Source organism: Geopseudomonas aromaticivorans, assembly GCF_019097855.1.
Taxonomy (GTDB): domain Bacteria; phylum Pseudomonadota; class Gammaproteobacteria; order Pseudomonadales; family Pseudomonadaceae; genus Geopseudomonas; species Geopseudomonas aromaticivorans.
Genome location: NZ_JAHRGL010000014.1, coordinates 24,227 through 48,000 on the forward strand (window position 1 = coordinate 24,227; position 23,774 = coordinate 48,000).

Sequence of the window (23,774 nt, forward strand, 5' to 3'; positions counted from 1 at the left end):
AACCCATCCAGAGCTCCGTAGACAAGACGGCGCTCCGACTGTGGATAACCACGTCTGTGGATAAATGACTTGTCCACACACAGGCTCAAGTCGGTTGTCCAGAGACCTCAAGGCTGCCTGTGTACAGCCTTATTAAGTGCATAACTTATTGATCTGTAAGGCTTATATGAAACTATCCACAGAATCTGTGCACACCTATAACAAGCTTAAAAACAAGCTCTTTAAAAAATCGTTCTCTCTATTTTTTTGTTGATTAGCCCAGGTCATCCAGGCTCCTACCGGCTGGCTATTTTTTGTCCACACTGCTTCATTCACCCCGGAGAAGCCTCTATACTCCGCGGCTTTCCGAATTCCCTTCCCGAACAGGCACGAGGTGCGTGGTGGATTTCCCTTCCCGTTTTGATGTGATCGTCATCGGTGGCGGCCATGCCGGTACCGAGGCGGCACTGGCCGCAGCACGCATGGGGGTCAAGACCCTGCTGCTCACCCACAACGTGGAAACCCTCGGCCACATGAGCTGCAACCCCGCCATCGGCGGTATCGGCAAGAGTCATCTGGTCAAGGAAATCGATGCCCTCGGCGGCGCCATGGCCGAAGCCACCGACATCGGCGGCATCCAGTTCCGCATCCTCAACAGCCGCAAGGGTCCGGCGGTGCGCGCTACCCGTGCGCAAGCCGACCGCGCGCTGTACAAGGCGGAGATCCGTCGCATCCTGGAAAACCAGCCGAACCTGTGGATATTCCAGCAGTCCGCCGACGACCTGATCGTCGAAGGCGAACAGGTGCGCGGCGTGATCACCCAGATGGGCCTGAAATTCCATGCCGACAGCGTGGTGCTGACCGCCGGCACCTTCCTCGGCGGACTTATCCACATCGGTTTGCAGAACTATTCCGGCGGGCGTGCCGGCGATCCGCCGTCGCTGGCCCTGGCCAAGCGCCTGCGCGAGCTGCCGCTGCGGGTCGGCCGGCTGAAAACCGGTACCCCGCCGCGGCTCGATGGCCGCTCCATCGATTTCTCGGTGATGACCGAGCAGGCTGGCGACACGCCGACGCCGGTAATGTCGTTCCTCGGTTCGCGCGAACAGCATCCGCAGCAGGTCAGCTGCTGGATTACCCACACCAACGCGCGCACCCACGCGATCATCGCCGGCAACCTCGACCGCTCGCCGATGTATTCCGGGGTCATCGAGGGCATCGGCCCGCGCTACTGTCCGTCGATCGAGGACAAGATCCACCGCTTCGCCGACAAGGACAGCCATCAGGTCTTCCTCGAGCCCGAAGGGTTATCCACCCACGAGTACTATCCCAACGGCATCTCCACCTCGCTGCCGTTCGACGTGCAGCTGGACATCGTCCGTTCGATCCGCGGCATGGAAAACACCCACATCGTGCGGCCCGGCTACGCCATCGAGTACGACTACTTCGATCCACGCGATCTGAAGTACTCGCTGGAAACCAAGGTGATCGGCGGCCTGTTCTTCGCCGGGCAGATCAACGGCACCACCGGCTACGAGGAGGCCGGTGCCCAGGGCCTGCTCGCCGGCACCAACGCCGCGCTGCGCGCCCAGGGCCGCGAAGCCTGGTGCCCGCGTCGCGACGAGGCCTACATCGGCGTGCTGGTCGACGACCTGATCACCCTCGGCACCCAGGAGCCGTACCGCATGTTCACCTCGCGCGCCGAATACCGGCTGATCCTGCGCGAGGACAACGCCGACCTGCGCCTGACCGAGAAGGGCCGCGAGCTGGGCCTGGTCGACGACCGCCGCTGGGCGGCGTTCTGCGCCAAGCGCGAGGGCATCGAGCGCGAGGAACAGCGCCTGAAGAGCACCTGGGTGCGCCCGGGCACCGCGCAGGGCGAGGCCATAGTGGCGCGCTTCGGCACGCCGCTGACCCACGAGTACAACCTGCACAACCTGCTGGCGCGTCCGGAGATCGACTACGCTGGTCTGGCCGAGATCACAGGCGAGGCTGTGGATAACCCGCAGGTCGCCGAGCAGGTGGAAATCCGCATCAAGTACGCCGGCTACATCGACCGCCAGCAGGACGAGATCGAGCGCCTGCGGGCCAGCGAGAACACCGTGCTGCCGGACGACCTCGACTACACCATCATCGGCGGGCTGTCCAAGGAGCTGCAGGGCAAGCTCGGCGCCGCCCGGCCGCAGACCCTCGGCCAGGCCTCGCGCATTCCCGGCGTCACCCCGGCCGCGGTGTCGCTGCTGGTGATTTACCTGAAGAAACGCGGCGCCGGCCGCCAGCTGGAGCAGAACGCCTGATGTCCGTCGTTACCCCGGCCCACGCCGCCGAACTGGCGCGCGGCGCCGCCCAGCTCGGTGTCGAGCTGAGTGCCCTGCAGCAGGAACAGCTGCTGGCCTACCTGGCCCTGCTGATCAAGTGGAACCAGGCCTACAACCTGACCGCGGTGCGCAATCCCGACGAGATGGTGTCGCGCCACCTGCTCGACAGCCTGAGCCTGGTGCCGTTCGTGCGCGAGGCTGGGGATAACTGGCTGGACGTCGGCAGTGGCGGCGGCATGCCCGGCATTCCGCTGGCCATCCTGTTCCCCGAGCGGCGCTTCACCACCCTCGATTCCAACGGCAAGAAGAGCCGTTTCCAGACCCAGGTCAAGCTGGAGCTGAGACTGGCCAACCTGGAAGTTGTCCACAGCCGTGTGGAAAACTTCCAGCCGGTGCAGCCGTTTGCCGGCATAGTGTCGCGGGCGTTCAGCTCGCTGGCCGATTTCGCCAACTGGACCCGCCACCTGGGCGATGCCGAGACCCGCTGGCTGGCGATGAAGGGCGTGCATCCCGCCGAGGAGCTCGCCGAGCTGCCGGCGGATTTTCGTCTGGAAGCCGAACATGCGCTGCAGGTGCCCGGTTGCCAGGGCCAGCGTCATCTGCTGATACTGCGCCGCTGCGCCTGAAGGGAGAGACTGCCGAGCATGGCTAAAGTATTTGCGATCGCCAATCAGAAGGGCGGGGTGGGCAAGACCACCAGTTGCGTCAACCTGGCTGCCTCGCTGGTGGCGACCCAGCGCCGCGTGTTGCTGATCGACCTCGATCCGCAGGGCAACGCCACCACCGGCAGCGGGGTGGACAAGCTCAACCTCGAACAGTCGGTGTACGACGTGTTGCTCGGCAACTGCGACCTGGCCGCGGCCATGCAGTCCTCCGAGCACGGCGGCTACCAGCTGCTGCCGGCCAACCGCGACCTCACCGCCGCCGAGGTCACCCTGCTCGAGCTGCCGAACAAGGAGCAGCGCCTGCGCCAGGCGCTGGCGCCGATCCGCGACAACTACGACTTCATCCTGATCGACTGCCCGCCGGCGCTGTCGATGCTGACCATCAACGCCCTGGTTGCCGCCGATGCGGTGATCATCCCCATGCAGTGCGAGTACTACGCGCTGGAAGGGCTGTCCGACCTGGTCAACAGCATCCAGCGCATCGGCGCGCTGCTCAACCCGAGCCTGCGCATCGAGGGCATCCTGCGCACCATGTACGACCCGCGCATCGGTCTGACCAACGACGTCACCGCCCAGCTGCAGCAGCACTTCGGCGAGGCTCTCTACGAGACCACCATCCCGCGCAACGTGCGTCTGGCCGAGGCGCCCAGCCACGGCATGCCGGCGCTGGTCTACGACAAGTCTTCGCGCGGCGCCAAGGCCTATCTGGAACTGGCCAAGGAACTGGTCGCCCGTCAGCGTCGCGTCAAACGCGCCGCCACCACTGCTTGAGGAGCCGCACATGGCTGTGAAGAAACGCGGACTCGGCCGTGGCCTGGACGCCCTGCTCGGTGGCACCAGCGTCAACGCCCTGCAGGATCAGGCGGTCAGGGCGCCGCGCGATGAACTGCAGCAGCTGCCGCTGGACCTGCTGCAGCGTGGCAAGTACCAGCCGCGCCGCGACATGGACCCGCAGGCGCTCGAGGAGCTGTCCCACTCGATCCGCAGCCAGGGGCTGATGCAGCCGGTGGTGGTGCGTCCGATCGACGGTGAGCGCTACGAGATCATCGCCGGCGAGCGCCGCTGGCGCGCCTGCCAGCTGGCCGGTCTGGAACGCATTCCGGCGCTGGTGCGCGAGGTCAGCGACGAGGCGGCCATCGCCATGGCGCTGATCGAGAACATCCAGCGCGAGGACCTCAACCCGATCGAGGAAGCCGTGGCCCTGCAGCGCCTGCAGCACGACTTCCAGCTGACCCAGCAGCAGGTCGCCGACGCGGTGGGCAAGTCGCGGGTGACCATTGCCAACCTGCTGCGCCTGACCGCGCTGCCGGAAGAGGTGAAAGTCCTGCTGGCCCACGGCGATCTGGAGATGGGCCACGCCCGTGCCCTGCTCGGCCTGCCGGCGGAACGCCAGGTGGAAGGAGCGCGACATGTTGTCGCGCGTGGTCTGACCGTTCGTCAGACCGAAGCGCTGGTGCGCCAGTGGCTGAGCGGCAAGCCGGAGGTGGAAGCGGCCAAGGCCGATCCGGATATCGCTCGCCTCGAACAGCGCCTGGCCGAGCGGCTGGGCGCGGCGGTGCAGATCCGCCACGGTGAAAAGGGCAAGGGCCAGCTGGTAATCCGCTACAGTTCTCTGGACGAGCTGCAAGGGGTGCTGGCGCACATCCGCTGATCGCAGCGATTGTGTAGCCAGAGTACATATTCGACTACCCGGCAGTTGAACGGGGCAAGTTCCCCCCCTATACTCCCGGCGCAATTTTGGCCGGCATGGTGCTTGCTAAGCAGGCCGGCAACACGGAAACGGGGCGACGTGGTGAACATTCGCAACAAGACCCCTATGCACCGCCTGGCGGTATTCCCGTTGCTGCTCACCCAGCTGGGGGTGACCGTGGTGGTCGCCATGGCCGGGTGGCTGTGGAAAGGTCCGGTCGCCGGATATTCCGCACTGCTTGGCGGCATGATTGCACTGGTGCCGAATGTGTACTTCGCGTACAAAGCCTTCCGTTACTTCGGGGCGCGTTCGGTACGAGCCATCGTCCAGTCCTTCTGGTCGGGCGAGATGGGCAAACTGTTTCTGACGGCAGCGTTGTTTGCGCTGGTGTTTGCAGGAGTGGAGCGGTTGAACGTGGCGGCGCTGTTTGTCGGCTACGGACTGGTGCTAGGCACCTCCGCGTGTTCCCTCCTGCTGGTGAAAGGCTTTCCAAAGCATTAGAGCATTGAGGCGTTTATGGCTAACACACCGGCTGAATACATTCAGCACCACCTGCAGAACCTGGTCTTCGGCTCCCATCCGGTCAACGGCTGGAGCTTTGCCCAGAACCACGAACAAGTGAAGGAAATGGGCTTCTGGGCTATCCATGTGGATACCCTGGGCTGGTCGATCTTCATGGGTCTGATCTTCCTGTTCCTGTTCAGCCGCGTCGCCAAGCGTGCCAACGCCGGTGTGCCCAGCGGTCTGCAGAACCTGGTGGAAATGTGCATCGAGTTCGTCGAGGGCGTCGTCAAGGACACCTTCCACGGTCGCAATCCGCTGGTCGCCCCGCTGGCGCTGACCATCTTCGTCTGGGTGTTCCTGATGAACAGCCTGAAGTGGATCCCGGTCGACTACATCCCGGGTCTGGCCACTCTGCTCGGCGTACCCTACTTCAAGATCGTGCCGACCGCCGACCCGAACGGTACCTTCGGTCTGTCCCTCGGCGTGTTCATCCTGATCCTGTTCTACAGCGTCAAGGTCAAGGGTTTCGGCGGCTTCACCAAGGAGCTGGCGTTCACCCCGTTCAACCACTGGTCGCTGGTCCCGTTCAACCTGTTCCTCGAGATCCTCGGCCTGCTGACCAAGCCGCTGAGTCTCGCCCTGCGTCTGTTCGGCAACATGTACGCTGGTGAGGTGGTGTTCATCCTCATCGCACTGCTGCCGTTCTGGGCACAGCCGGTCCTGAATGTGCCTTGGGCGATCTTCCACATCCTGGTGATCCCGCTGCAGGCCTTCATCTTCATGGTGCTGACAGTGGTGTACTTGAGCGCCGCCCACGAAGACCACCACTGAACAGTGGACCAACCCTCGCTTTAACCAACGAAACCTTAACTTTTAGAAAACCTCAGGAGCTGTTATGGAACTCGTCTACATCGCCGCCGCCATCATGATCGGTCTGGGTGCTCTGGGCACCGGTATTGGCTTCGCCCTGCTGGGTGGCAAGCTGCTGGAATCCACCGCGCGTCAGCCGGAGCTGGGCGCCCAGCTGCAAACCAAGACCTTCCTGATGGCCGGTCTGCTCGACGCCGTGCCGATGATCGGCGTTGGTATCGCGATGTACCTCATCTTCGTTGTTGCCGGCTAAGTTCAAGCATCCGCGGTTTTTCGACCGGGCTGTGTCCATGCACAGTCCGGTCGCCGAGGATTTGACTACCGGACCCACGAGATAGCACGAGGTAAATCGCTGTGAACATTAACTTGACGCTGTTCGGTCAAACGATTTCCTTCGCTATTTTCGTCTGGTTCACCATGAAGTTTGTGTGGCCGCCGATCACGGCTGCCATGCAAGCCCGCCAGAAGAAAATTGCCGAAGGTCTGGATGCCGCCGGCCGTGCCCAGCGCGACCTGCAACTGGCCCAGGAAAAAGCTGCCCAGACGCTCCGCGAAACCAAGGAGCAGGCTGCCGAGATTCTCGACAAGGCAAGCAAGACCGCCAATGCGATCGTCGAGGAATCCAAGCAGCAGGCCCGTAGCGAAGGCGAGCGTCTGCTTGTCGCCGCCAAGGCCGAAATCGAGGTTGAAGTGAATCGCGCCAAGGATCAGCTGCGCGCCCAGGTTGCGGCTCTCGCCGTCGCTGGTGCCGAGAAGATCCTGGAGTCCTCCGTGGACGCCAAGGCACACAACGATCTGGTCGCAAAACTGGCCTCCCAACTCTAAGCGAGGCGAGCGATGGCAACTATCAATACGCTTGCTCGGCCTTATGCGAAAGCCGCTTTCGAGTTCGCTTCCGCCGCCAAACAAACCGATGCCTGGTCGAACATGCTGGCTCTGAGCGCCGCCTTCGTGGAGTCTCCCGAAGTCATCGCCCAGCTGCATAACCCGGCCCTGACCCACGACCGCAAGGCCGGGGTTCTGGTTCAGCTGTGCGCTGAAAGCATCGACGAGTCGTTCTGCAACTTCGTGGCGGCCTTGGGTGAAAACAATCGCCTGGAGCTGCTGCCGACCGTGCGCGACCAGTTCGAGCTGCTGAAGGCGGAAGCCGAGCGTTCGATCGAGGTCGAGGTCGAAACGGCTCACGAACTGAGCGCCGAACAACTCCAAACTCTGGCTGCCGCCTTGTCGAAGCGGCTAGATCGCACCGTCCAGCCTACCCCGGTCGTCAATCCCGCCCTTATCGGCGGTTTGATCATTCGTGCGGGTGACCTGGTTATCGACGGTTCGGTCCGCGGCAAACTGAACCAGTTGGCCGAAGCGTTGAAATCCTGATTTGAGGGGCATGGCATGCAGCAACTGAATCCTTCCGAAATTAGCGAAATCATCAAGCAGCGTATCGCCAAGCTTGATGTGACCGCGCAGGCCCGTAACGAAGGCACCGTCGTCAGCGTATCTGACGGCATCGTGCGCATCTTCGGTCTGGCCGATGTAATGTACGGCGAAATGATCGAGTTCCCGGGCGGCGTCTACGGTATGGCGCTGAACCTGGAGCAGGACTCCGTTGGCGCCGTGGTTCTGGGCAGCTACCAGAGCCTGAACGAAGGCATGAGCGCCAAGTGCACCGGCCGCATCCTCGAAGTTCCGGTTGGTCCGGAACTGCTGGGTCGCGTGGTCGATGCCCTGGGCAACCCGATCGACGGCAAAGGCCCGATCGACGCCAAAGAAACCGATGCGGTCGAGAAGGTCGCTCCGGGCGTGATCTGGCGTAAGTCGGTCGACCAGCCGGTACAGACCGGCTACAAGTCGGTCGACGCCATGATCCCGGTTGGCCGTGGCCAGCGCGAGCTGATCATCGGTGACCGCCAGATCGGCAAGACTGCGATGGCCATCGACGCCATCATCAACCAGAAGAACAGCGGCATCCGCTGCGTGTACGTGGCTATCGGTCAGAAGCAGTCGACCATAGCCAACGTGGTGCGCAAGCTGGAAGAGCACGGCGCCCTGGCCAACACCATCGTGGTGGCTGCGTCGGCTTCCGAATCCGCTGCCCTGCAGTACCTGGCACCGTACGCCGGTTGCACCATGGGTGAATACTTCCGCGACCGCGGCGAAGACGCCCTGATCGTTTACGACGACCTGTCCAAGCAGGCCGTGGCCTACCGCCAGATCTCCCTGCTGCTGCGCCGTCCGCCGGGCCGCGAAGCCTACCCGGGCGACGTGTTCTATCTCCACAGCCGTCTGCTGGAGCGCGCTTCCCGCGTTTCCGAAGAGTATGTCGAGAAGTTCACCAACGGTGCCGTGAAGGGCAAGACCGGTTCGCTGACCGCGCTGCCGATCATCGAAACCCAGGCCGGCGACGTTTCCGCGTTCGTTCCGACCAACGTGATCTCGATCACCGACGGTCAGATCTTCCTGGAATCGGCCATGTTCAACTCGGGTCTGCGTCCGGCGGTCAACGCCGGTATCTCGGTATCCCGCGTTGGTGGTGCCGCCCAGACCAAGATCATCAAGAAGCTGTCCGGCGGCATCCGTACCGCGCTGGCCCAGTACCGTGAACTGGCGGCCTTCGCCCAGTTCGCCTCGGATCTGGACGACGCGACCCGCAAGCAGCTCGACCATGGTCAGCGCGTTACCGAGCTGATGAAGCAGAAGCAGTTTGCGCCGATGTCCATCGCCGACATGTCGCTGTCTCTGTACGCCGCCGAGCGTGGTTTCCTGGCCGACGTCGACGTGAAGAAAGTCGGCGCCTTCGAGCAGGGCCTGATCGCCTTCTTCAACCGCGAGTTCGCCGACCTGATGGCGAAGATCAACGTGAAGGGCGACTTTAACGACGAAATCGACGCAGGCCTGAAGGCCGGCATCGAGAAGTTCAAGGCCACTCAGAGCTGGTAAGCCGCAGCGGGAGCCGCAAGGCTCCCGCCTGCTAACCCGAAAGGTGTCACATGGCAGGCGCAAAAGAGATTCGCAGCAAGATTGCGAGCATCAAGAGCACGCAGAAGATCACCAACGCCATGGAAAAAGTGGCGGTCAGCAAGATGCGCAGAGCTCAGCAGCGCATGGCCGCCGGCCGTCCGTACGCGGTGCGTATCCGTGAGGTGATCGGTCACCTGGCCAAGGCCAACCCGGAATACCGCCATGCCTTCATGGTGGAGCGTCCGGTCAAGCGTGTCGGCTACATCCTGGTATCCAGTGACCGTGGTCTCTGTGGTGGCCTGAACATCAACCTGTTCAAGGCCCTGATCAAAAACATGAAGGACTGGTCCGATGCGGGCGTTGAGGCAGAGTTCTGCGTCATCGGCAGCAAGGGTGCCAGCTTCTTCCGCAGCTACGGCGGCAACGTGGTTGCTGCGGTCAGCCACCTGGGTGATGCGCCGTCGGTCAATGACTTGATCGGCAGCGTCAAGGTCATGCTGGATCGGTTCAACGAAGGTCAGCTGGATCGCCTGTACCTGGCGTCCAACAAGTTCGTGAACACCATGACCCAGAAGCCGGCGGTTGAACAATTGCTCCCCCTGGCTCCCGCTACCGAGGCCGACGACGGCGCGAAGCAGGGCCTGTGGGATTACCTGTACGAACCCGACGCCCAGCAACTGCTGGATGCCCTGCTGGTTCGCTATGTCGAATCGCAGGTGTATCAGTCCGTGATCGAGAACAACGCCTGTGAGCAGGCGGCGCGGATGATCGCCATGAAGAATGCCACCGACAACGCCGGTCAGCTGATCAAAGATCTGCAGCTGATCTACAACAAGGCGCGTCAGGCAGCGATCACGCAAGAGATCTCGGAAATCGTCGGCGGCGCTGCCGCGGTTTAACAGGTTCAAATATTCAGAGGAACCAGATATGAGTAGCGGACGTATCGTTCAAATCATCGGCGCCGTTATCGACGTGGAATTCCCGCGCGATCAGGTGCCGAGCGTTTATGACGCGCTGAAAGTCGAAGGCGCGCAGACCACCCTGGAAGTCCAGCAGCAGCTGGGCGACGGCGTGGTTCGTTCCATCGCCATGGGTTCCACCGAAGGCCTCAAGCGTGGCCTGACCGTGAGCAACTCCGGCACCGGCATCTCCGTGCCGGTTGGCAAGCAGACCCTGGGCCGCATCATGGACGTCCTGGGCAACCCGATCGACGAAGCGGGCCCCATCGGCGAGGAAGAGCGCTGGAGCATCCACCGCGCTGCCCCGTCCTACGCGGAGCAGGCCGGCGGCAACGAGCTGCTGGAAACCGGCATCAAGGTCATGGACCTGGTTTGCCCGTTCGCCAAGGGCGGTAAGGTCGGTCTGTTCGGTGGCGCCGGTGTCGGCAAGACCGTGAACATGATGGAGCTGATCCGCAACATCGCCATGGAACACAGCGGTTACTCCGTGTTCGCCGGCGTGGGCGAGCGTACTCGTGAAGGTAACGACTTCTATCACGAGATGAAGGACTCCAACGTTCTGGACAAGGTAGCCCTGGTCTACGGTCAGATGAACGAGCCGCCAGGCAACCGTCTGCGCGTGGCGCTGACCGGCCTGACCATGGCCGAGAAGTTCCGTGACGAAGGCCGCGACGTTCTGCTGTTCGTCGACAACATCTACCGTTACACCCTGGCCGGTACCGAAGTGTCCGCGCTGCTGGGTCGTATGCCGTCCGCGGTGGGTTACCAGCCGACTCTGGCCGAGGAAATGGGCGTTCTGCAGGAGCGCATCACCTCCACCAAGAATGGCTCGATCACCTCGGTACAAGCCGTATACGTGCCTGCGGACGACCTGACCGACCCGAGCCCGGCGACCACCTTCGCCCACCTCGACGCCACCGTGGTACTGTCCCGCGACATCGCCTCGCTGGGTATCTACCCGGCCGTCGACCCGCTGGACTCCACCTCCCGTCAGCTGGATCCGCTGGTAGTTGGCCAGGAGCACTACGACACCGCCCGCGGTGTGCAGTACGTGCTGCAGCGCTACAAGGAACTGAAGGACATCATCGCGATCCTCGGCATGGACGAACTGTCCGAAGCCGACAAGCAGCTGGTATCCCGCGCGCGTAAGATCCAGCGCTTCCTGTCCCAGCCGTTCTTCGTGGCCGAAGTGTTCACTGGCGCCCCGGGCAAGTACGTTCCGCTGAAAGAGACTATCCGTGGTTTCGCCGGCATCCTCAACGGTGATTACGATCACCTGCCGGAGCAGGCGTTCTACATGGTCGGCACCATCGACGAAGCCGTCGAAAAAGCCAAGAAACTGTAACTGGCGCGCCCGCTGGCGGGCGCTCGACCAGGCGGCGGCTACCCGGTAGCGCCGCCTGCTTACCGAGGCATGAAATATGGCTATGACAATCCACTGCGACATCGTCAGTGCGGAAGAAGAGCTGTTCTCGGGGCTGGTGGAAATGGTCGTCGCCCACGGTAGCATGGGTGATATCGGTATTCTGCTGGGCCACGCCCCGCTACTGACCGATCTCAAGCCGGGTCCGGTGCGAGTGATCAAGCAGGGTGGCGAGCAAGAGGTGTACTACATCTCCGGCGGTTTCATCGAAGTGCAGCCGAACACGGTGAAGGTCCTCGCCGACACCGCGATCCGAGCTGCCGACCTCGACGAAGCAGCGGCTCTCGAAGCCCAGAAGGCTGCCGAGAAGGCCCTCAGCGAGAAGGGTGCCGAGTTCGACTACGGCACCGCTTCCGCCCGTCTGGCCGAAGCTGTTGCACAGCTGCGGACCATTCAGGAACTGCGCAAGAAGTTCGGTGGTATGGCGCACTGATCCGCCTTGCGGAAGGTCGCCTGATGTATATGAAAGGGGGTAGCTTCGGCTACCCCCTTTTTCTTTTCATGGAGAAAATCGCGTCATGAGTCTGGAAGTCGTCATCCTCGCCGCCGGTCAGGGCACCCGCATGCGTTCGGCGCTGCCCAAGGTCCTGCACCCGGTCGCCGGCAAGCCCATGCTCGGTCATGTCATCGACACCGCCCGGGCGCTGCAGCCGCAGCGCATCCATGTGGTCATCGGCCACGGCGCCGAAGCGGTGCGCGAGCGTCTGGCGGCCGACGACCTGAACTTCGTCCTCCAGGAGCAGCAGCTCGGCACCGGCCACGCGGTGGCCCAGGCGCTGCCGTTCATCACTGCCGCGCAGGTGCTGGTGCTGTACGGCGACGTGCCGCTGATCGAGGCGCCGACCCTCGAGCGCCTGCTGGCCCACGCCGGCCCGGCGCAGCTGGCTCTGCTCACCGTGGAGCTGGCCGATCCCACCGGCTATGGCCGGATCATTCGTGACGCCCAGGGGCAGGTCAGCGCCATCGTCGAGCAGAAGGATGCCAGTCCCGAGCAGCTGGCGATCCGCGAGGGCAATACCGGCATCCTCGCCATGCCCGGCGCGCGCATGGCCGAGTGGATGGGCCTGCTGTCCAACAGCAACGCGCAGGGCGAGTACTACCTGACCGACGTGATCGCCATGGCGGTGGCCGACGGCCTGACGGTGGCCACCGCGCAGCCGGAGGACGCCATGGAAGTGCAGGGCGCCAACGACCGCCTGCAGCTGTCGCAGCTGGAGCGCCACTACCAGCAGCGCGCCGCGCGCCGGCTGATGGCCCAAGGCGTGACCCTGCTCGATCCGGCACGCTTCGACGTGCGCGGCGAGGTCAGCGTCGGTCGCGACGTGCTGATCGACATCAACGTGATCCTCGAGGGCCGGGTGGTCATCGAGGACAATGTCGAGATCGGCCCCAACTGCGTGATCCGCAACAGCACCCTGCGCCGCGGCGCGGTGGTCAAGGCCAACAGCCACCTGGAAGGCACCGAGCTGGGTGAGGGCGCCGACTGCGGGCCGTTCGCCCGCCTGCGTCCGGGCAGCGTGCTGGGCGCCAGGGCGCACGTCGGCAACTTCGTCGAGCTGAAGAACGCGGTGCTGGGCGAGGGCGCCAAGGCCGGCCACCTGGCCTACCTGGGCGATGCCGAGATCGGGGCGCTGAGCAACATCGGCGCCGGCACCATCACCTGCAACTACGACGGCGCCAACAAGCACCGCACGGTGATCGGCGTGGATGCCTTCATCGGTACCAACTGCTCGCTGGTGGCCCCGGTCACCATCGGCGACGGTGCCACCACTGCCGCCGGTTCGGTGATCACCAGCGAAGTATCGGCCAACACCCTGGCGGTCGGTCGGGCGCGCCAGCGCAACATCGATGGCTGGCAGCGCCCGGTGAAGAAGCCCAAGGCCTGAATCGCACCGGCCTGTCGGTACGCGTGGCGCACCCTGCGCGGTGTGGATAACTGTCCGCAGTGCTCAGTCTGCTCCAGCGCCTGTGGAAAACTCCGCAACAGGGTTTTCCACAGGCAACCCAGGCTGATCGGTACTTCAGCCTGTGGATAGAAATAACGCCGCGGCAGATCTTTTATCCACACAGCTTTGCCAAGATGGTCTTTGCGCGCCGGCCATCGTTCTGTGGATAGTTCTGTCCACAGTCACTTGACGCCTGCGCCTTCCTGAGTTTTGATTCACACCTATAAAGTTACGAATCGAAACTTGCGAATGTCGAAACGCAACACACCACAACGTCGGCATGCCATCCTCGCCCTGCTCGCCGAGCAGGGTGAAGTGCATGTCGAGGCGCTGGCCCGTCACTTCGAAACCTCGGAAGTCACCGTCCGCAAGGACCTCGCCGCGCTGGAAAACAACGGCCTGCTGCTGCGTCGCTACGGCGGGGCGGTGCCGATGCCGCACGAGCTGGTGGCCGAGCACAGCCAGCCGGTGTCGCCGTACAAGCAGGCCATTGCCCGTGCGGCGGCGGCCAGCATCCGCGAGCATGCGCGGATCATCATCGACAGCGGCAGCACCACCACGGCGCTGATCCCCGAGCTGGACCGTCGCCCCGGCCTGGTGGTGATGACCAATTCGCTGAGCGTGGCCAATGCCCTGCGCGAACTGGAGCAGGAGCCGGTGCTGCTGATGACCGGGGGCACCTGGGATCCGCATTCCGAATCGTTCCAAGGCCAGGTCGCCGAGCAGGTGCTGCGTTCCTACGATTTCGACCAGTTGTTCATCGGCGCCGACGGTATCGATCTGGCGCGCGGCACCACCACCTTCAATGAACTGCTGGGCCTGTCCAGGGTCATGGCCGAGGTGGCGCGCGAAGTGATCGTCATGGCCGAGGCCGACAAGCTCGGCCGGCGCATGCCCAATCTGGAGCTGCCGTGGAGCAGCATCCACACTCTGATTACCGATGCGCGTCTCGACACCGAGGCGCGCGAACAGATTCTGGCGCGTGGCATCAAGCTGATCTGCGCCGACGTATAGCAAGGAGAACCAGCATGTGCGGAATTGTCGGCGCGATTGCCGAGCGGAATGTCAGTGCGATCCTCATCGAAGGCCTCAAGCGCCTCGAATATCGCGGCTACGACAGCGCCGGCGTGGCGGTCTACACCAATGATGGCCTGTTGCGTCGCAGCCGCCGCATCGGCAAGGTCGCCGCACTGGAACAGGCGCTGGTGGAAGAGCCGCTGCTCGGCCGCCTCGGCATCGCCCATACCCGCTGGGCCACCCACGGCGTGCCCAGCGAGGCCAACGCCCATCCGCACTTCTCCGGCGAGGAGCTGGCGGTGGTGCACAACGGCATCATCGAGAACCACGAGCAGCTGCGCGAGCGGCTCGAGGGCCTCGGTTACCTGTTCACCTCGCAGACCGACACCGAGACCATCGTCCACCTGCTGCATCACACGCTGAAGAGCGTGCCGGACCTGGCCGAGGCGCTCAAGGCGGCGGTCAAGGAGCTGCATGGTGCCTACGGCCTGGCGGTGATCAGCGCCGCGCAGCCGGACCGCATCCTCGCCGCGCGCAGTGGCAGCCCGCTGGTGATCGGTTTGGGCCTGGGCGAGAACTTCCTCGCCTCCGACCCGCTGGCCCTGCGCCAGGTCACCGACCGCTTCGTCTACCTGGAGGAGGGCGACATCGCCGAGATCCGCCGTGATGCCGTGCAGATCTGGGATGCCGCAGGCCGCAGCGTGCAGCGCGACACCGTGCAGTTCAACGAGGGCGCGGAGGCGGCCGAGAAGGGCGAGTACCGCCACTTCATGCTCAAGGAAATCCACGAGCAGCCGCGCGTGGTGCAGCGCACCCTGGAAGGTCGCCTGGGTTCCGATCACGTGCTGGTACAGGCCTTCGGCCCGCAGGCGGCGGAGCTGTTCGCCCGCGTGCGCAACGTGCAGATCGTCGCCTGCGGCACCAGCTTCCATGCCGGCATGGTCGCCCGCTACTGGCTGGAGGAGCTGACCGGTATGCCCTGCCAGGTCGAGGTGGCCAGCGAGTTCCGCTACCGCAAGGTGGCGGTGCAGCCCGACTCGCTGTTCGTCACCATCTCCCAGTCCGGGGAAACCGCCGATACCCTGGCCGCCCTGCGCAACGCCAAGTCGGCCGGCTACCTGGCCAGTCTGGCGATCTGCAACGTCGGCACCAGCTCGCTGGTGCGCGAGTCCGACCTGACCCTGCTGACCAACGCCGGTCCGGAGATCGGCGTGGCGTCCACCAAGGCGTTCACCACCCAGCTGGTCGGCCTGCTGCTGCTGACCCTGGCCCTCGGCCAGGTGCGCGGCACCCTGGCGGCCGGCGTCGAGGCTGAACTGGTCGAGGCGCTGCGCCGCCTGCCGGGCAACCTGGAAGAGGCGCTGGCGATGGACAAGACCGTCGAGCAGGTCTCCGCGCTGTTCGCCGAGAAGCACCACTCGCTGTTCCTCGGTCGCGGTGCGCAGTATCCGGTGGCCATGGAGGGGGCGCTCAAGCTCAAGGAAATCTCCTACATCCATGCCGAGGCCTACCCGGCCGGCGAACTCAAGCACGGTCCGCTGGCGCTGGTCGACAGCGACATGCCGGTGGTCACCGTGGCGCCGAACAACGAGCTGCTGGAGAAGCTCAAGTCCAACCTGCAGGAAGTACGCGCACGCGGCGGCGAGCTGATCGTCTTCGCCGACCGTCAGGCCGGCATGAGCGACGGTGAAGGCACCCATGTGGTGACCATGCCGCAGATCCATGACCTGCTGGCGCCGATCCTCTACACCATCCCGCTGCAGCTGCTGTCCTACCACGTCGCCGTGCTCAAGGGCACCGACGTCGACCAGCCGCGCAACCTGGCCAAGTCGGTCACGGTGGAGTAAGGCCTTCCGGCTATTTGGCGGTTATGCTCCGAAAGAATAAAGTCTGTCGGGCTGGATCAAAGTCAGTCGAGGTGTGGTCCGGCAAGTGAGCGTCTACGGCTGCGATCAATGGCCTGGTGCGGTCCTTGCGCGCTCTGGAGGGGCGGGGCTCGACAGCTTTTATTCAAAGAGGCGCCAGATGTTGGTTTGGTCCAGACCGTCCCGACAGACTTTCCGGTCCAGGTGGGGCTGGCGCTGCTCCTTGTGGATCAGGGCTTGCAAGCTCGGCGCCCCGACAGACTTTATTCTTCATGATCAGTTACCACAATGCCCGGCCCGCGCCGGGCATTGTCGTTTTCGTCCGGGCGATTTGCGGATCGCGAGCGCGGAGGAACACCAGTGTTCCACGTGGAACATCGACGGCCGCCGATCTTCTGTGGCTGGTCTACCCTTGAAAGGGATTCCACGCAACGGGGGATGGTTCATGCTGGCGCAACTTCCGCCGGCCCTGCGCAGCCTGCAACTGCCATTGCGACTGCAGCTCTGGGACGGTCATCAACTGGACTTCGGTCCCGAGCCGCTGGTGACGCTGGTGGTGCGCGATCCGCAGCTGCTGAGTCGGCTCGGTCGCCCCAGCCTCGACCTGCTGGGCAGCGCCTATGTCGAGGGGGCGATGGACATCCTGGGGCCGATCGGGGCGGTGATGCGCATCGCCGACGCCCTCAGTGCGGCCCTGCTCGGCGAGGCGGACGCTACGGCGGCCGTCTCGCCGGCGCACGACAAGGCCACCGACGCCGAGGACATCCACTACCACTACGACCTGTCCAACGACTTCTACCGGCTATGGCTGGATCGCGACATGGTCTATTCCTGCGCCTACTTCGCGACCGGCACGGAAGACCTGGACAGCGCCCAGCAGGCCAAGCTGCGTCACCTGTGCCGCAAGCTGCGCCTGCAGCCCGGCGAGCGGCTGCTGGACGTCGGCTGCGGCTGGGGCGGGCTGGCGCGCTTCGCCGCCCGCGAGTTCGGTGCCGAGGTCTATGGCATCACCCTCAGCGGCGAACAGCTCAAGCTGGCGCGCGAGCGGGTGGCGGCCGAGGGCCTGCAGGATCGCGTGCAGCTGGAGCTGCAGGACTACCGCGACCTGCCGACGGACGGCCGCTTCGACAAGGTGGTCAGCGTCGGCATGTTCGAGCACGTCGGCCACGCCAACCTGGCGCTGTACTTCCGCACCCTGCAGCAGGCCGTGAAACCCGGCGGCCTGGTGCTGAACCACGGCATCACCGCCAAGCACACCGATGGCCGCCCGGTCGGCCGCGGCGGCGGCGAGTTCATCGGCCGCTACGTGTTCCCCCACGGCGAGCTGCCGCACCTGGCGACCGCAGTGGCGCGGATGAGCGAGGAAGGCCTGGAGGTGGTCGATGTGGAGAGCCTGCGCCTGCACTACGCGCGCACCCTGCACTTGTGGAGCGAGCGCCTGGAGCAGCACCTCGACGTAGCCGCGCGGCTGGTGCCGGAGCGCGCCTTGCGCATCTGGCGGCTGTACCTGGCCGGCTGTGCCTACGGCTTCGAGCGCGAGTGGATCAACCTGCACCAGATCCTCGCCGTGCGCCCGCGTGCCGACGGCTCGCACGACCTGCCGTGGAGCCGGGCGGATATCTATCGCTGAGGGTGCGCTGCGAGCCTTGACCGACCGACAGAAAAAAGCCGCGGCCGACGCCTGCTGGCGCCGTCGCGGCTGCGTCGTGGCGCGGGGGCTTACAGCTTGGCGATCGACACCTCGGTGGACTTCACGAAGGCGATCACTTCGCTGCCGACGGCCAGTTCCAGATCCTTGACCGAGCGGGTGGTGATCACCGAGGTGACGATGCCGGCAGCGGTCTGCACGTCGATCTCCGACAGCACGTCGCCGAGGATGATTTCGCGGATGGTGCCCTTGAACTGGTTGCGCACGTTGATGGCTTTGATGGTCATGGTCTTGCTCCTTCGGGGGTAGGGGAGGTCAGGTTGTTTACCCCTCTCCCGTTGGCGGGAGAGGGGTGTTGTTCAGAGGGCCCAGCGCAGCTGCGTGGGCAGGGGTGAAACGGCTTCGGCGAGCTCGGCCTGCGGCGGCAGGGCCAGTACGCGCTCGAGCACCTGCGCCTCCAGCGCCGCCAGTGCGGCCGAGGCGCGCGGGCGCGGGCGGGCCAGTGGGATCGGCAGGTCGAGGCCGATGTGGCCGTCCTCGATCAGGATCACCCGGTCGGCCACCGCCACCGCCTCGTTGACGTCGTGGGTCACCAGCAGCACGGTGAAGCCGTGCTGCTGCCACAGGCGCTCGATCAGCTGCTGCATCTCGATGCGGGTCAGTGCGTCCAGGGCGCCGAGCGGCTCGTCGAGCAGCAGCAGGCGCGGGCGGTGGATCAGCGCACGAGCCAGGGCCACGCGCTGCTTCTGCCCGCCGGACAGCGCCGCCGGCCAGTCATGGGCGCGCTCGGCGAGGCCGACCGCTTCCAGTGCGTCCAGCGCCTGGGTCTGCCAGGCGCCGGACAGGCCCAGGCCGACGTTGTCGATCACCCGTTTCCACGGCAGCAGGCGCGATTCCTGGAACATCAGCCGGGTGTCCTCGCGGGCCTCAGCCAGCGGGGCGTTGCCGGCCTGCAGCTCGCCGTGGCTGGCGCGGTCGAGACCGGCCAGCAGGCGCAGCAGGGTGCTCTTGCCGCAACCGCTGCGGCCGACCACGGCGACGAACTGGCCGGCGGGGATGTGCAGGTCGATGTCATGCAGCACGGTGCGCGGGCCGAAGGCTTTGGCCACGCCATGCAGGTGCAGCGGAATGCCGCGTTTCAGGTCCTGGGCGCTCATGCCGCACCTCCGTTCTGATAGGCCGGATGCCAGCGCAGCCACAGGCGCTCGAGGCCGCGGGCGGCGACGTCGGCCAGCTTGCCGAGCACCGCGTAGAGCAGGATCGCCAGCACCACGACGTCGGTCTGCAGGAACTCGCGGGCGTTCATCGCCAGGTAGCCGATGCCGGCGTTGGCCGAGATGGTTTCGGCGACGATCAGGGTCAGCCACATGAAGCCGAGGGCGAAGCGCACGCCGACCAGGATCGACGGCAGGGCGCCGGGCAGGATCACCTGGCGGAACAGGGGAAAGCCGGACAGGCCGTAGCTGCGCGCCATCTCCACCAGACCGGCATCGACGCTGCGGATGCCGTGGTAGGTGTTGAGGTAGATGGGGAACAGGGTGCCGAGGGCGACCAGGAAGATCTTGGCGCTCTCGTCGATGCCGAACCACAGGATCACCAGCGGGATCAGCGCCAGGTGCGGCACGTTGCGGATCATTTGCACCGAGCTGTCGAGCAGGCGCTCGCCCCAGGTAGATAGGCCGGTGATGAAGCCCAGCAGCAGGCCGATGCTGCCGCCGATGGCAAAGCCGATGCCGGCGCGCCAGCCACTGATGGCCAGGTGTTGCCAGATTTCGCCGCTGCTCAGCAGCGCCCAGCCGGCACTCAGCACGGCGCTGGGTGCCGGCAGGATGCGGGTGGACAGCAGCCCGGTCACCACGGTGATCTGCCAGACGGCCAGCAGCGCCACGGGCAGTGCCCAGGGGGCCAGGCGCAGGGCCAGCCGGTGGATAGTCGTTGTACTCATCGTTGACCTCGTCACTCTTGCGGTAGCAAGTCGTTCCGTTTTGCCCTGATCGCGCGCGGGCGCGATCAGGGCACCTTGCTTCAGCTGGCGGCTGCCGCTTTGGGCAGGATGTCGCTGGAGATCATCTCGCCGAACGGGCTGACGTAGCCGCGGCTCTCGGGACGCTGCGGCTGGACGATGTCCAGGTGCGGGAACAGCAGTTCGGCGACGCGGTAGGACTCCTCCAGATGCGGGTAGCCGGAGAACACGAAGGTATCGATGCCCAGCTCGGCGTATTCCTTGACCCGTGCTGCCACGGTCGGGCCGTCGCCGACCAGCGCGGTGCCGGCGCCGCCGCGCACCAGGCCGACCCCGGCCCACAGGTTGGGCGACACTTCCAGGTTGTCCTTGCTGCCGCCATGCAGGGCGGCCATGCGCTGCTGGCCGACCGAGTCGAAGCGCGCCAGCGAGGCCTGGGCCTTGGCGATGGTGTCGTCGTCCAGGTGGCTGATCAGGCGCTCGGCGGCGGCCCAGGCCTCGGCGTTGGTCTCGCGCACGATCACGTGCAGGCGGATGCCGAACTTCACCGTGCGGCCGTGTTTGGCGGCGCGCGCGCGCACGTCGGCGATCTTCTCCGCCACCGCCTGCGGCGGCTCGCCCCAGGTCAGATACAGCTCGACCTGCTCGGCGGCCAGTTCGTGGGCCGCTTCCGAGGAGCCACCGAAGTACAGCGGCGGACGCGGCTGCTGGATCGGCGGGTAGAGCAGCTTGGCGCCCTTGACCTGGATGTGCTTGCCGTCGAGGTCGACGGTCTCGCCTTCCAGCACCTTGCGCCAGACATGGGTGAACTCCACGGCGGCCTCGTAGCGTTCGGCGTGGCTGAGGTTGAGGCCGTCGGCCGCCAGTTCGTCCGGATCGCCGCCGGTGACCAGGTTGAACAGCGCACGGCCGTTGGACAGGCGATCCAAGGTCGCCGCCTGACGGGCGGCCACGGTCGGCGAGATGATCCCCGGACGCAGGGCGACGAGGAACTTCAGGCGCTGGGTAGCCGGGATCAGCGAGGCGGCGACCAGCCAGGAGTCCTCGCAGGAGCGCCCGGTGGGGATCAGCACGCCGCCGAAGCCGAGGCGGTCGGCGGCCTGGGCGATCTGGGTCAGGTAACCGTGGTCGACGGCGCGGGCGCCTTCGGCGGTGCCCAGGTAGTGGCCGTCGCCGTGGGTGGGGAGAAACCAGAAAATGTTCAGACTCATCGCAGTATTCCTGAAAGTGGGCGCGCCGGCGGCGGGGCGTAGCTCATGCGCGCGATGATTCATGTGAGCGGGGGCAGTCGCGAGCGGCCTGGGGCGCGCCCGCGACGCTGGTCAGTGCTGGGCGACCTTGGCCGGTGGCGTCCAGACCACGTCCTTGATGCTCAGGCGCTTGGGAATCAGCTTGAGGTCGGCGAAGGTGTCGGCGATCTTCTGCTGGGCCTCCACCACCGTCGGGGTCAACGGCTGGGCGCCGTAGCCCTGGCGGGTGACCGCCTTGTGGGTGATCTCAGGGCTCAAGCCGATCAGCGGAGCGACCTGGGCGGTGACCTTGGCCGGGTCGGCCTTGGAGTCTTCGCCGACGGCGCGGATTTCCTCGATCAGCGCGCCGACCACCTGCGGGTGCTGCTGCGCATAGCTGCCGCTGGCCAGGTAGAACTGGTGGTTGTCGACCAGCCCGCTGCCGTCGCGCAGGGTGCGCGCCTGCAGTTGCTGCTCGGCGGCAGCCTGGAAGGGATCCCAGATCACCCAGGCGTCGACGCTGCCGCGCTCGAAGGCGGCGCGAGCGTCGGCCGGCGGCAGGTACACCGGGGTGATGTCCTTGATCGACAGGCCGGCATCCTCCAAGGCGCGCACCAGCAGGTAGTGCACGTTGGAGCCCTTGTTGAGGGCGACCTTCTTGCCCTTCAGTTCGGCTACCGATTTGATCGCCGAGCCCTTGGGTACCAGGATCGCCTCGCCGGTCGGCGCCGGCGGCTCGTAGGCGACGTAGCGCAGGTCGGCGCCGGCGGCCTGGGCGAACACCGGCGGGGTCTCGCCGGTCACGCCGAAGTCGATCGAGCCGACGTTGAGGCCTTCCAGCAGCTGCGGGCCACCGGGGAATTCGGTCCATTGCACCTTGACGCCCTGATCGGCGAGGCGCTGTTCCAGGCTGCCCTTGGCCTTGAGCAGGACCAGGGTGCCGTATTTCTGGTAGCCGATGCGCAGGGTGTGGGCATCATCGGCGGCGAGGGCGGCGGAGGAGATCGCTGCAGCCAGCAGGGCGACCAGTCCTCGACGCAGGTAGGTTGTGCGCATGGCGCTCTCCTTTATGCATGTCGGTTGTGGTGGGTGCCTGCTGGTCCGTTGGCGGACAAGTAAGGGCTTTGCGCTGCCTCGCCGGTGGGGGCGAGGACTTGAATCAGTGGGCTGCGCAGATACGCTCGCCCAGGGTCAATCGGGGTTCAGATGCTCCAGCGCGCGCCGAGCAGCTGCTGCTCGAGCTGGCCGGGCTCCAGGTGCCGCGGCCGGCGCGCCAGTGCCTGGTAGAACTGCTCCAGCGCGGCGTCGAGGCGTTGTTCCAGCTCCTCGCTGAGGACCAGGCGACCCTCTTCGTAGCGGGTCTGCCGGTCGTCGGCGAACACGCCCTGCAGCACTTCCTCGGCCTTCAGCGCCGCCAGCACCGGCTTCAGCGCGTAGTCCAGCGCCAGCAGGTGCGCCGGGCTGCCGGCGGTGGCCAGCGGCAGCACCACCTGGTGGGCCAGGGCGCGCTCGGGCAGCAGGTCGAGCAGGGTCTTCAGCGCGCCGGAATAGGCGGCCTTGTACACCGGCGTGGCGACCAGCAGGCCGTCGGCGGCGCGCACGCGCTTGGCCAGTTCGACCACCTGCGGGCTGTCGAAGCGCCCGTAGAGCAGATCCTCGGCGGCGAAGTCGCGCACGCCGAAGCTGACCACTTCCACGCCGCGCGCGCTCAGCCAGCGGCGCGACCACTCCAGCAGGCCAGCGGAGCGCGACTGCAGGGAGGGGCTGCCGGAAAGGGATACCACCAGCATCTGCGTTTCCTTCTGTTGCGAATAAAAAAGGGGACCTGTCCTGCCGTTCAGGCCCCCAACCCCAAGTGGTAACAGGTTGGCTTCAGCGGTTAGGCTGCGGGGTCAGGCGCAGGTACGGCTTCACCGCGCGGTAGCCTTTGGGAAAGCGCTGCTGGAGCTCGGCCTCGTCCTTGAGCGAGGGCACGATCACCACCTCGTCGCCGTCCTGCCAGTTGGCCGGGGTGGCGACCTTGTGGTGGTCGGTCAGCTGCAGCGAATCGATCACCCGCAAGATCTCGTGGAAGTTGCGCCCGGTGCTGGCCGGGTAGGTGATGATCAGGCGCACCTTCTTGGCCGGGTCGATGATGAACAGCGAGCGCACGGTGAGGGTGTCGTTGGCATTCGGGTGGATCAGGTCGTAGAGGTCGGACACCTTGCGGTCGGCGTCGGCGAGGATCGGGAAGTTGACCTGGGTGTCCTGGGTCTCGTTGATGTCCTCGATCCACTTCAGGTGCGACTCCACCGGGTCCACCGACAGGGCGATGGCCTTGACGCCGCGCTGGGCGAATTCCCCTTTCAGCTTGGCGGTGAAGCCCAGCTCGGTGGTGCACACCGGGGTGAAGTCGGCCGGGTGGGAGAACAGGATGCCCCAGCTGTCGCCCAGCCATTCGTGGAAACGAATGCGGCCGGCGCTGGAATCCTGTTCGAAGTCGGGGGCGATATCGCCGAGGCGGATGCTCATCCTGTTGCGCTCCTGCTGTAAGGGTGTGTGGTGGCTACTATGCGCAGGAGCGAAAGATATTAAAAAGAATAAATAACGATTTGTTTATTCCTTAATTAATATAAGAAGGTGTGGTGACGCGCCGTCAGCGGCGTGGCCGAGCAGGTCTTCAGGCGCCATTAAATCGTCGACTATGCGCCGTCTAGCGACCATGGTCGGCGCAGCCCAGGCAATCATTGACGGGTGGCGGTCAGAC

Annotated in this window: 24 protein-coding genes; 17 read left to right on the top strand and 7 right to left on the bottom strand. The window is 65.2% G+C overall.

Annotated elements, in window-relative coordinates; translation table 11 throughout:
• Nucleotides 1-380: 380 nt before the first annotated feature.
• The 17 genes from mnmG to cfaB all read left to right on the top strand — a co-directional run bounded on the left by mnmG (nt 381) and on the right by cfaB (nt 17,818).
• Complete coding sequence (mnmG, locus tag KRX52_RS05810; RefSeq protein WP_217680331.1) at nt 381-2,273, top strand: tRNA uridine-5-carboxymethylaminomethyl(34) synthesis enzyme MnmG; 1,893 nt, start codon at nt 381-383, stop codon at nt 2,271-2,273.
• Complete coding sequence (gene rsmG / locus KRX52_RS05815; protein WP_217680333.1) at nt 2,273-2,920, top strand: 16S rRNA (guanine(527)-N(7))-methyltransferase RsmG; 648 nt, start codon at nt 2,273-2,275, stop codon at nt 2,918-2,920. Before mnmG ends, rsmG begins: the two co-directional genes overlap by 1 nt.
• A gap of 18 nt (nt 2,921-2,938) precedes the next feature.
• On the top strand, nt 2,939-3,730 hold the full coding sequence (locus KRX52_RS05820) for a ParA family protein (RefSeq protein ID WP_217680336.1): 792 nt from the start codon (nt 2,939-2,941) through the stop codon (nt 3,728-3,730).
• A 10-nt stretch (nt 3,731-3,740) separates the two neighbouring features.
• Nucleotides 3,741-4,610 (top strand): ParB/RepB/Spo0J family partition protein, encoded by an 870-nt coding sequence (locus KRX52_RS05825; protein WP_217680338.1) that lies wholly within the window; start codon nt 3,741-3,743, stop codon nt 4,608-4,610.
• A 141-nt stretch (nt 4,611-4,751) separates the two neighbouring features.
• Nucleotides 4,752-5,150: a F0F1 ATP synthase subunit I gene (locus KRX52_RS05830; RefSeq protein WP_367890525.1), complete on the top strand. Its 399-nt coding sequence runs from the start codon at nt 4,752-4,754 to the stop codon at nt 5,148-5,150.
• Between the two features lie 15 nt (nt 5,151-5,165).
• Nucleotides 5,166-5,984 (top strand): F0F1 ATP synthase subunit A, encoded by an 819-nt coding sequence (atpB, locus tag KRX52_RS05835; protein WP_217680340.1) that lies wholly within the window; start codon nt 5,166-5,168, stop codon nt 5,982-5,984.
• Nucleotides 5,985-6,048: 64 nt separating this feature from the next.
• The gene (gene atpE / locus KRX52_RS05840) at nt 6,049-6,276 is read left to right on the top strand and encodes a F0F1 ATP synthase subunit C (protein ID WP_072325766.1); all 228 of its coding nucleotides are present in this window, start codon (nt 6,049-6,051) and stop codon (nt 6,274-6,276) included.
• Nucleotides 6,277-6,377: 101 nt separating this feature from the next.
• Nucleotides 6,378-6,848, top strand: coding sequence for a F0F1 ATP synthase subunit B (locus tag KRX52_RS05845; RefSeq protein ID WP_090313488.1), 471 nt, complete (start codon nt 6,378-6,380; stop codon nt 6,846-6,848).
• 12 nt (nt 6,849-6,860) lie between these two features.
• Nucleotides 6,861-7,397 carry a F0F1 ATP synthase subunit delta gene (locus tag KRX52_RS05850; protein ID WP_217680342.1) on the top strand — a complete coding sequence of 179 codons (537 nt, stop codon included), beginning with the start codon at nt 6,861-6,863 and terminating at the stop codon, nt 7,395-7,397.
• A 15-nt stretch (nt 7,398-7,412) separates the two neighbouring features.
• Entirely contained in the window at nt 7,413-8,957 is a 1,545-nt protein-coding gene (gene atpA, locus KRX52_RS05855) for a F0F1 ATP synthase subunit alpha (protein WP_217680344.1), read from the top strand.
• A gap of 50 nt (nt 8,958-9,007) precedes the next feature.
• A complete protein-coding gene (gene atpG, locus KRX52_RS05860) occupies nt 9,008-9,877 on the top strand; it encodes a F0F1 ATP synthase subunit gamma (RefSeq protein WP_217680346.1) in 870 nt (289 codons plus the stop codon).
• A gap of 28 nt (nt 9,878-9,905) precedes the next feature.
• Nucleotides 9,906-11,282 (top strand): F0F1 ATP synthase subunit beta, encoded by a 1,377-nt coding sequence (gene atpD / locus KRX52_RS05865; protein ID WP_217680348.1) that lies wholly within the window; start codon nt 9,906-9,908, stop codon nt 11,280-11,282.
• Nucleotides 11,283-11,358: 76 nt separating this feature from the next.
• On the top strand, nt 11,359-11,793 hold the full coding sequence (locus KRX52_RS05870) for a F0F1 ATP synthase subunit epsilon (RefSeq protein ID WP_217680350.1): 435 nt from the start codon (nt 11,359-11,361) through the stop codon (nt 11,791-11,793).
• An 85-nt stretch (nt 11,794-11,878) separates the two neighbouring features.
• The gene (gene glmU, locus KRX52_RS05875) at nt 11,879-13,246 is read left to right on the top strand and encodes a bifunctional UDP-N-acetylglucosamine diphosphorylase/glucosamine-1-phosphate N-acetyltransferase GlmU (RefSeq protein ID WP_217680352.1); all 1,368 of its coding nucleotides are present in this window, start codon (nt 11,879-11,881) and stop codon (nt 13,244-13,246) included.
• Nucleotides 13,247-13,555: 309 nt separating this feature from the next.
• Nucleotides 13,556-14,320, top strand: a complete 765-nt coding sequence (locus KRX52_RS05880; RefSeq protein WP_217680354.1) for a DeoR family transcriptional regulator — start codon at nt 13,556-13,558, stop codon at nt 14,318-14,320.
• A gap of 14 nt (nt 14,321-14,334) precedes the next feature.
• Nucleotides 14,335-16,170 (top strand): glutamine--fructose-6-phosphate transaminase (isomerizing), encoded by a 1,836-nt coding sequence (gene glmS / locus KRX52_RS05885; RefSeq protein WP_217680362.1) that lies wholly within the window; start codon nt 14,335-14,337, stop codon nt 16,168-16,170.
• Between the two features lie 463 nt (nt 16,171-16,633).
• On the top strand, nt 16,634-17,818 hold the full coding sequence (cfaB, locus tag KRX52_RS05890) for a C17 cyclopropane fatty acid synthase CfaB (protein WP_217680364.1): 1,185 nt from the start codon (nt 16,634-16,636) through the stop codon (nt 17,816-17,818).
• Nucleotides 17,819-17,907: 89 nt separating this feature from the next.
• On the opposite strand, the gene KRX52_RS05895 is transcribed toward cfaB, so the two are convergent.
• The 7 genes from KRX52_RS05895 to KRX52_RS05925 form a co-directional block, all read right to left on the bottom strand.
• Nucleotides 17,908-18,123: a TOBE domain-containing protein gene (locus KRX52_RS05895; protein WP_090310682.1), complete on the bottom strand. Its 216-nt coding sequence runs from the start codon at nt 18,121-18,123 to the stop codon at nt 17,908-17,910.
• 72 nt (nt 18,124-18,195) lie between these two features.
• Complete coding sequence (gene ssuB, locus KRX52_RS05900) at nt 18,196-18,993, bottom strand: aliphatic sulfonates ABC transporter ATP-binding protein (RefSeq protein WP_217680366.1); 798 nt, start codon at nt 18,991-18,993, stop codon at nt 18,196-18,198.
• Nucleotides 18,990-19,781 carry an aliphatic sulfonate ABC transporter permease SsuC gene (ssuC, locus tag KRX52_RS05905; RefSeq protein ID WP_217680368.1) on the bottom strand — a complete coding sequence of 264 codons (792 nt, stop codon included), beginning with the start codon at nt 19,779-19,781 and terminating at the stop codon, nt 18,990-18,992. Before ssuC ends, ssuB begins: the two co-directional genes overlap by 4 nt.
• An 80-nt stretch (nt 19,782-19,861) precedes the next feature.
• Entirely contained in the window at nt 19,862-21,010 is a 1,149-nt protein-coding gene (ssuD, locus tag KRX52_RS05910; RefSeq protein ID WP_217680370.1) for an FMNH2-dependent alkanesulfonate monooxygenase, read from the bottom strand.
• A 111-nt stretch (nt 21,011-21,121) separates the two neighbouring features.
• On the bottom strand, nt 21,122-22,084 hold the full coding sequence (locus KRX52_RS05915) for a sulfonate ABC transporter substrate-binding protein (RefSeq protein WP_217680372.1): 963 nt from the start codon (nt 22,082-22,084) through the stop codon (nt 21,122-21,124).
• Between the two features lie 146 nt (nt 22,085-22,230).
• On the bottom strand, nt 22,231-22,818 hold the full coding sequence (ssuE, locus tag KRX52_RS05920) for an NADPH-dependent FMN reductase (protein ID WP_217680375.1): 588 nt from the start codon (nt 22,816-22,818) through the stop codon (nt 22,231-22,233).
• 82 nt (nt 22,819-22,900) lie between these two features.
• Entirely contained in the window at nt 22,901-23,539 is a 639-nt protein-coding gene (locus KRX52_RS05925) for a peroxiredoxin (RefSeq protein ID WP_217680377.1), read from the bottom strand.
• Nucleotides 23,540-23,774: the final 235 nt, after the last annotated feature.

Bases quoted from the DNA above. Each gene is read 5' to 3' on its own strand.
- ssuE (WP_217680375.1), bottom strand. From the start codon at position 22,818: ATGCTGGTGGTATCCCTTTCCGGCAGCCCCTCCCTGCAGTCGCGCTCC.
- atpD (WP_217680348.1), top strand. From the start codon at position 9,906: ATGAGTAGCGGACGTATCGTTCAAATCATCGGCGCCGTTATCGACGTG.
- KRX52_RS05850 (WP_217680342.1), top strand. From the start codon at position 6,861: ATGGCAACTATCAATACGCTTGCTCGGCCTTATGCGAAAGCCGCTTTC.
- KRX52_RS05880 (WP_217680354.1), top strand. From the start codon at position 13,556: ATGTCGAAACGCAACACACCACAACGTCGGCATGCCATCCTCGCCCTG.
- atpB (WP_217680340.1), top strand. From the start codon at position 5,166: ATGGCTAACACACCGGCTGAATACATTCAGCACCACCTGCAGAACCTG.
- KRX52_RS05915 (WP_217680372.1), bottom strand. From the start codon at position 22,084: ATGCGCACAACCTACCTGCGTCGAGGACTGGTCGCCCTGCTGGCTGCA.
- atpE (WP_072325766.1), top strand. From the start codon at position 6,049: ATGGAACTCGTCTACATCGCCGCCGCCATCATGATCGGTCTGGGTGCT.
- atpG (WP_217680346.1), top strand. From the start codon at position 9,008: ATGGCAGGCGCAAAAGAGATTCGCAGCAAGATTGCGAGCATCAAGAGC.
- ssuC (WP_217680368.1), bottom strand. From the start codon at position 19,781: ATGAGTACAACGACTATCCACCGGCTGGCCCTGCGCCTGGCCCCCTGG.
- KRX52_RS05870 (WP_217680350.1), top strand. From the start codon at position 11,359: ATGGCTATGACAATCCACTGCGACATCGTCAGTGCGGAAGAAGAGCTG.
- ssuD (WP_217680370.1), bottom strand. From the start codon at position 21,010: ATGAGTCTGAACATTTTCTGGTTTCTCCCCACCCACGGCGACGGCCAC.
- ssuB (WP_217680366.1), bottom strand. From the start codon at position 18,993: ATGAGCGCCCAGGACCTGAAACGCGGCATTCCGCTGCACCTGCATGGC.
- KRX52_RS05895 (WP_090310682.1), bottom strand. From the start codon at position 18,123: ATGACCATCAAAGCCATCAACGTGCGCAACCAGTTCAAGGGCACCATC.
- KRX52_RS05825 (WP_217680338.1), top strand. From the start codon at position 3,741: ATGGCTGTGAAGAAACGCGGACTCGGCCGTGGCCTGGACGCCCTGCTC.
- KRX52_RS05925 (WP_217680377.1), bottom strand. From the start codon at position 23,539: ATGAGCATCCGCCTCGGCGATATCGCCCCCGACTTCGAACAGGATTCC.
- glmU (WP_217680352.1), top strand. From the start codon at position 11,879: ATGAGTCTGGAAGTCGTCATCCTCGCCGCCGGTCAGGGCACCCGCATG.
- cfaB (WP_217680364.1), top strand. From the start codon at position 16,634: ATGCTGGCGCAACTTCCGCCGGCCCTGCGCAGCCTGCAACTGCCATTG.
- glmS (WP_217680362.1), top strand. From the start codon at position 14,335: ATGTGCGGAATTGTCGGCGCGATTGCCGAGCGGAATGTCAGTGCGATC.
- KRX52_RS05820 (WP_217680336.1), top strand. From the start codon at position 2,939: ATGGCTAAAGTATTTGCGATCGCCAATCAGAAGGGCGGGGTGGGCAAG.
- atpA (WP_217680344.1), top strand. From the start codon at position 7,413: ATGCAGCAACTGAATCCTTCCGAAATTAGCGAAATCATCAAGCAGCGT.
- rsmG (WP_217680333.1), top strand. From the start codon at position 2,273: ATGTCCGTCGTTACCCCGGCCCACGCCGCCGAACTGGCGCGCGGCGCC.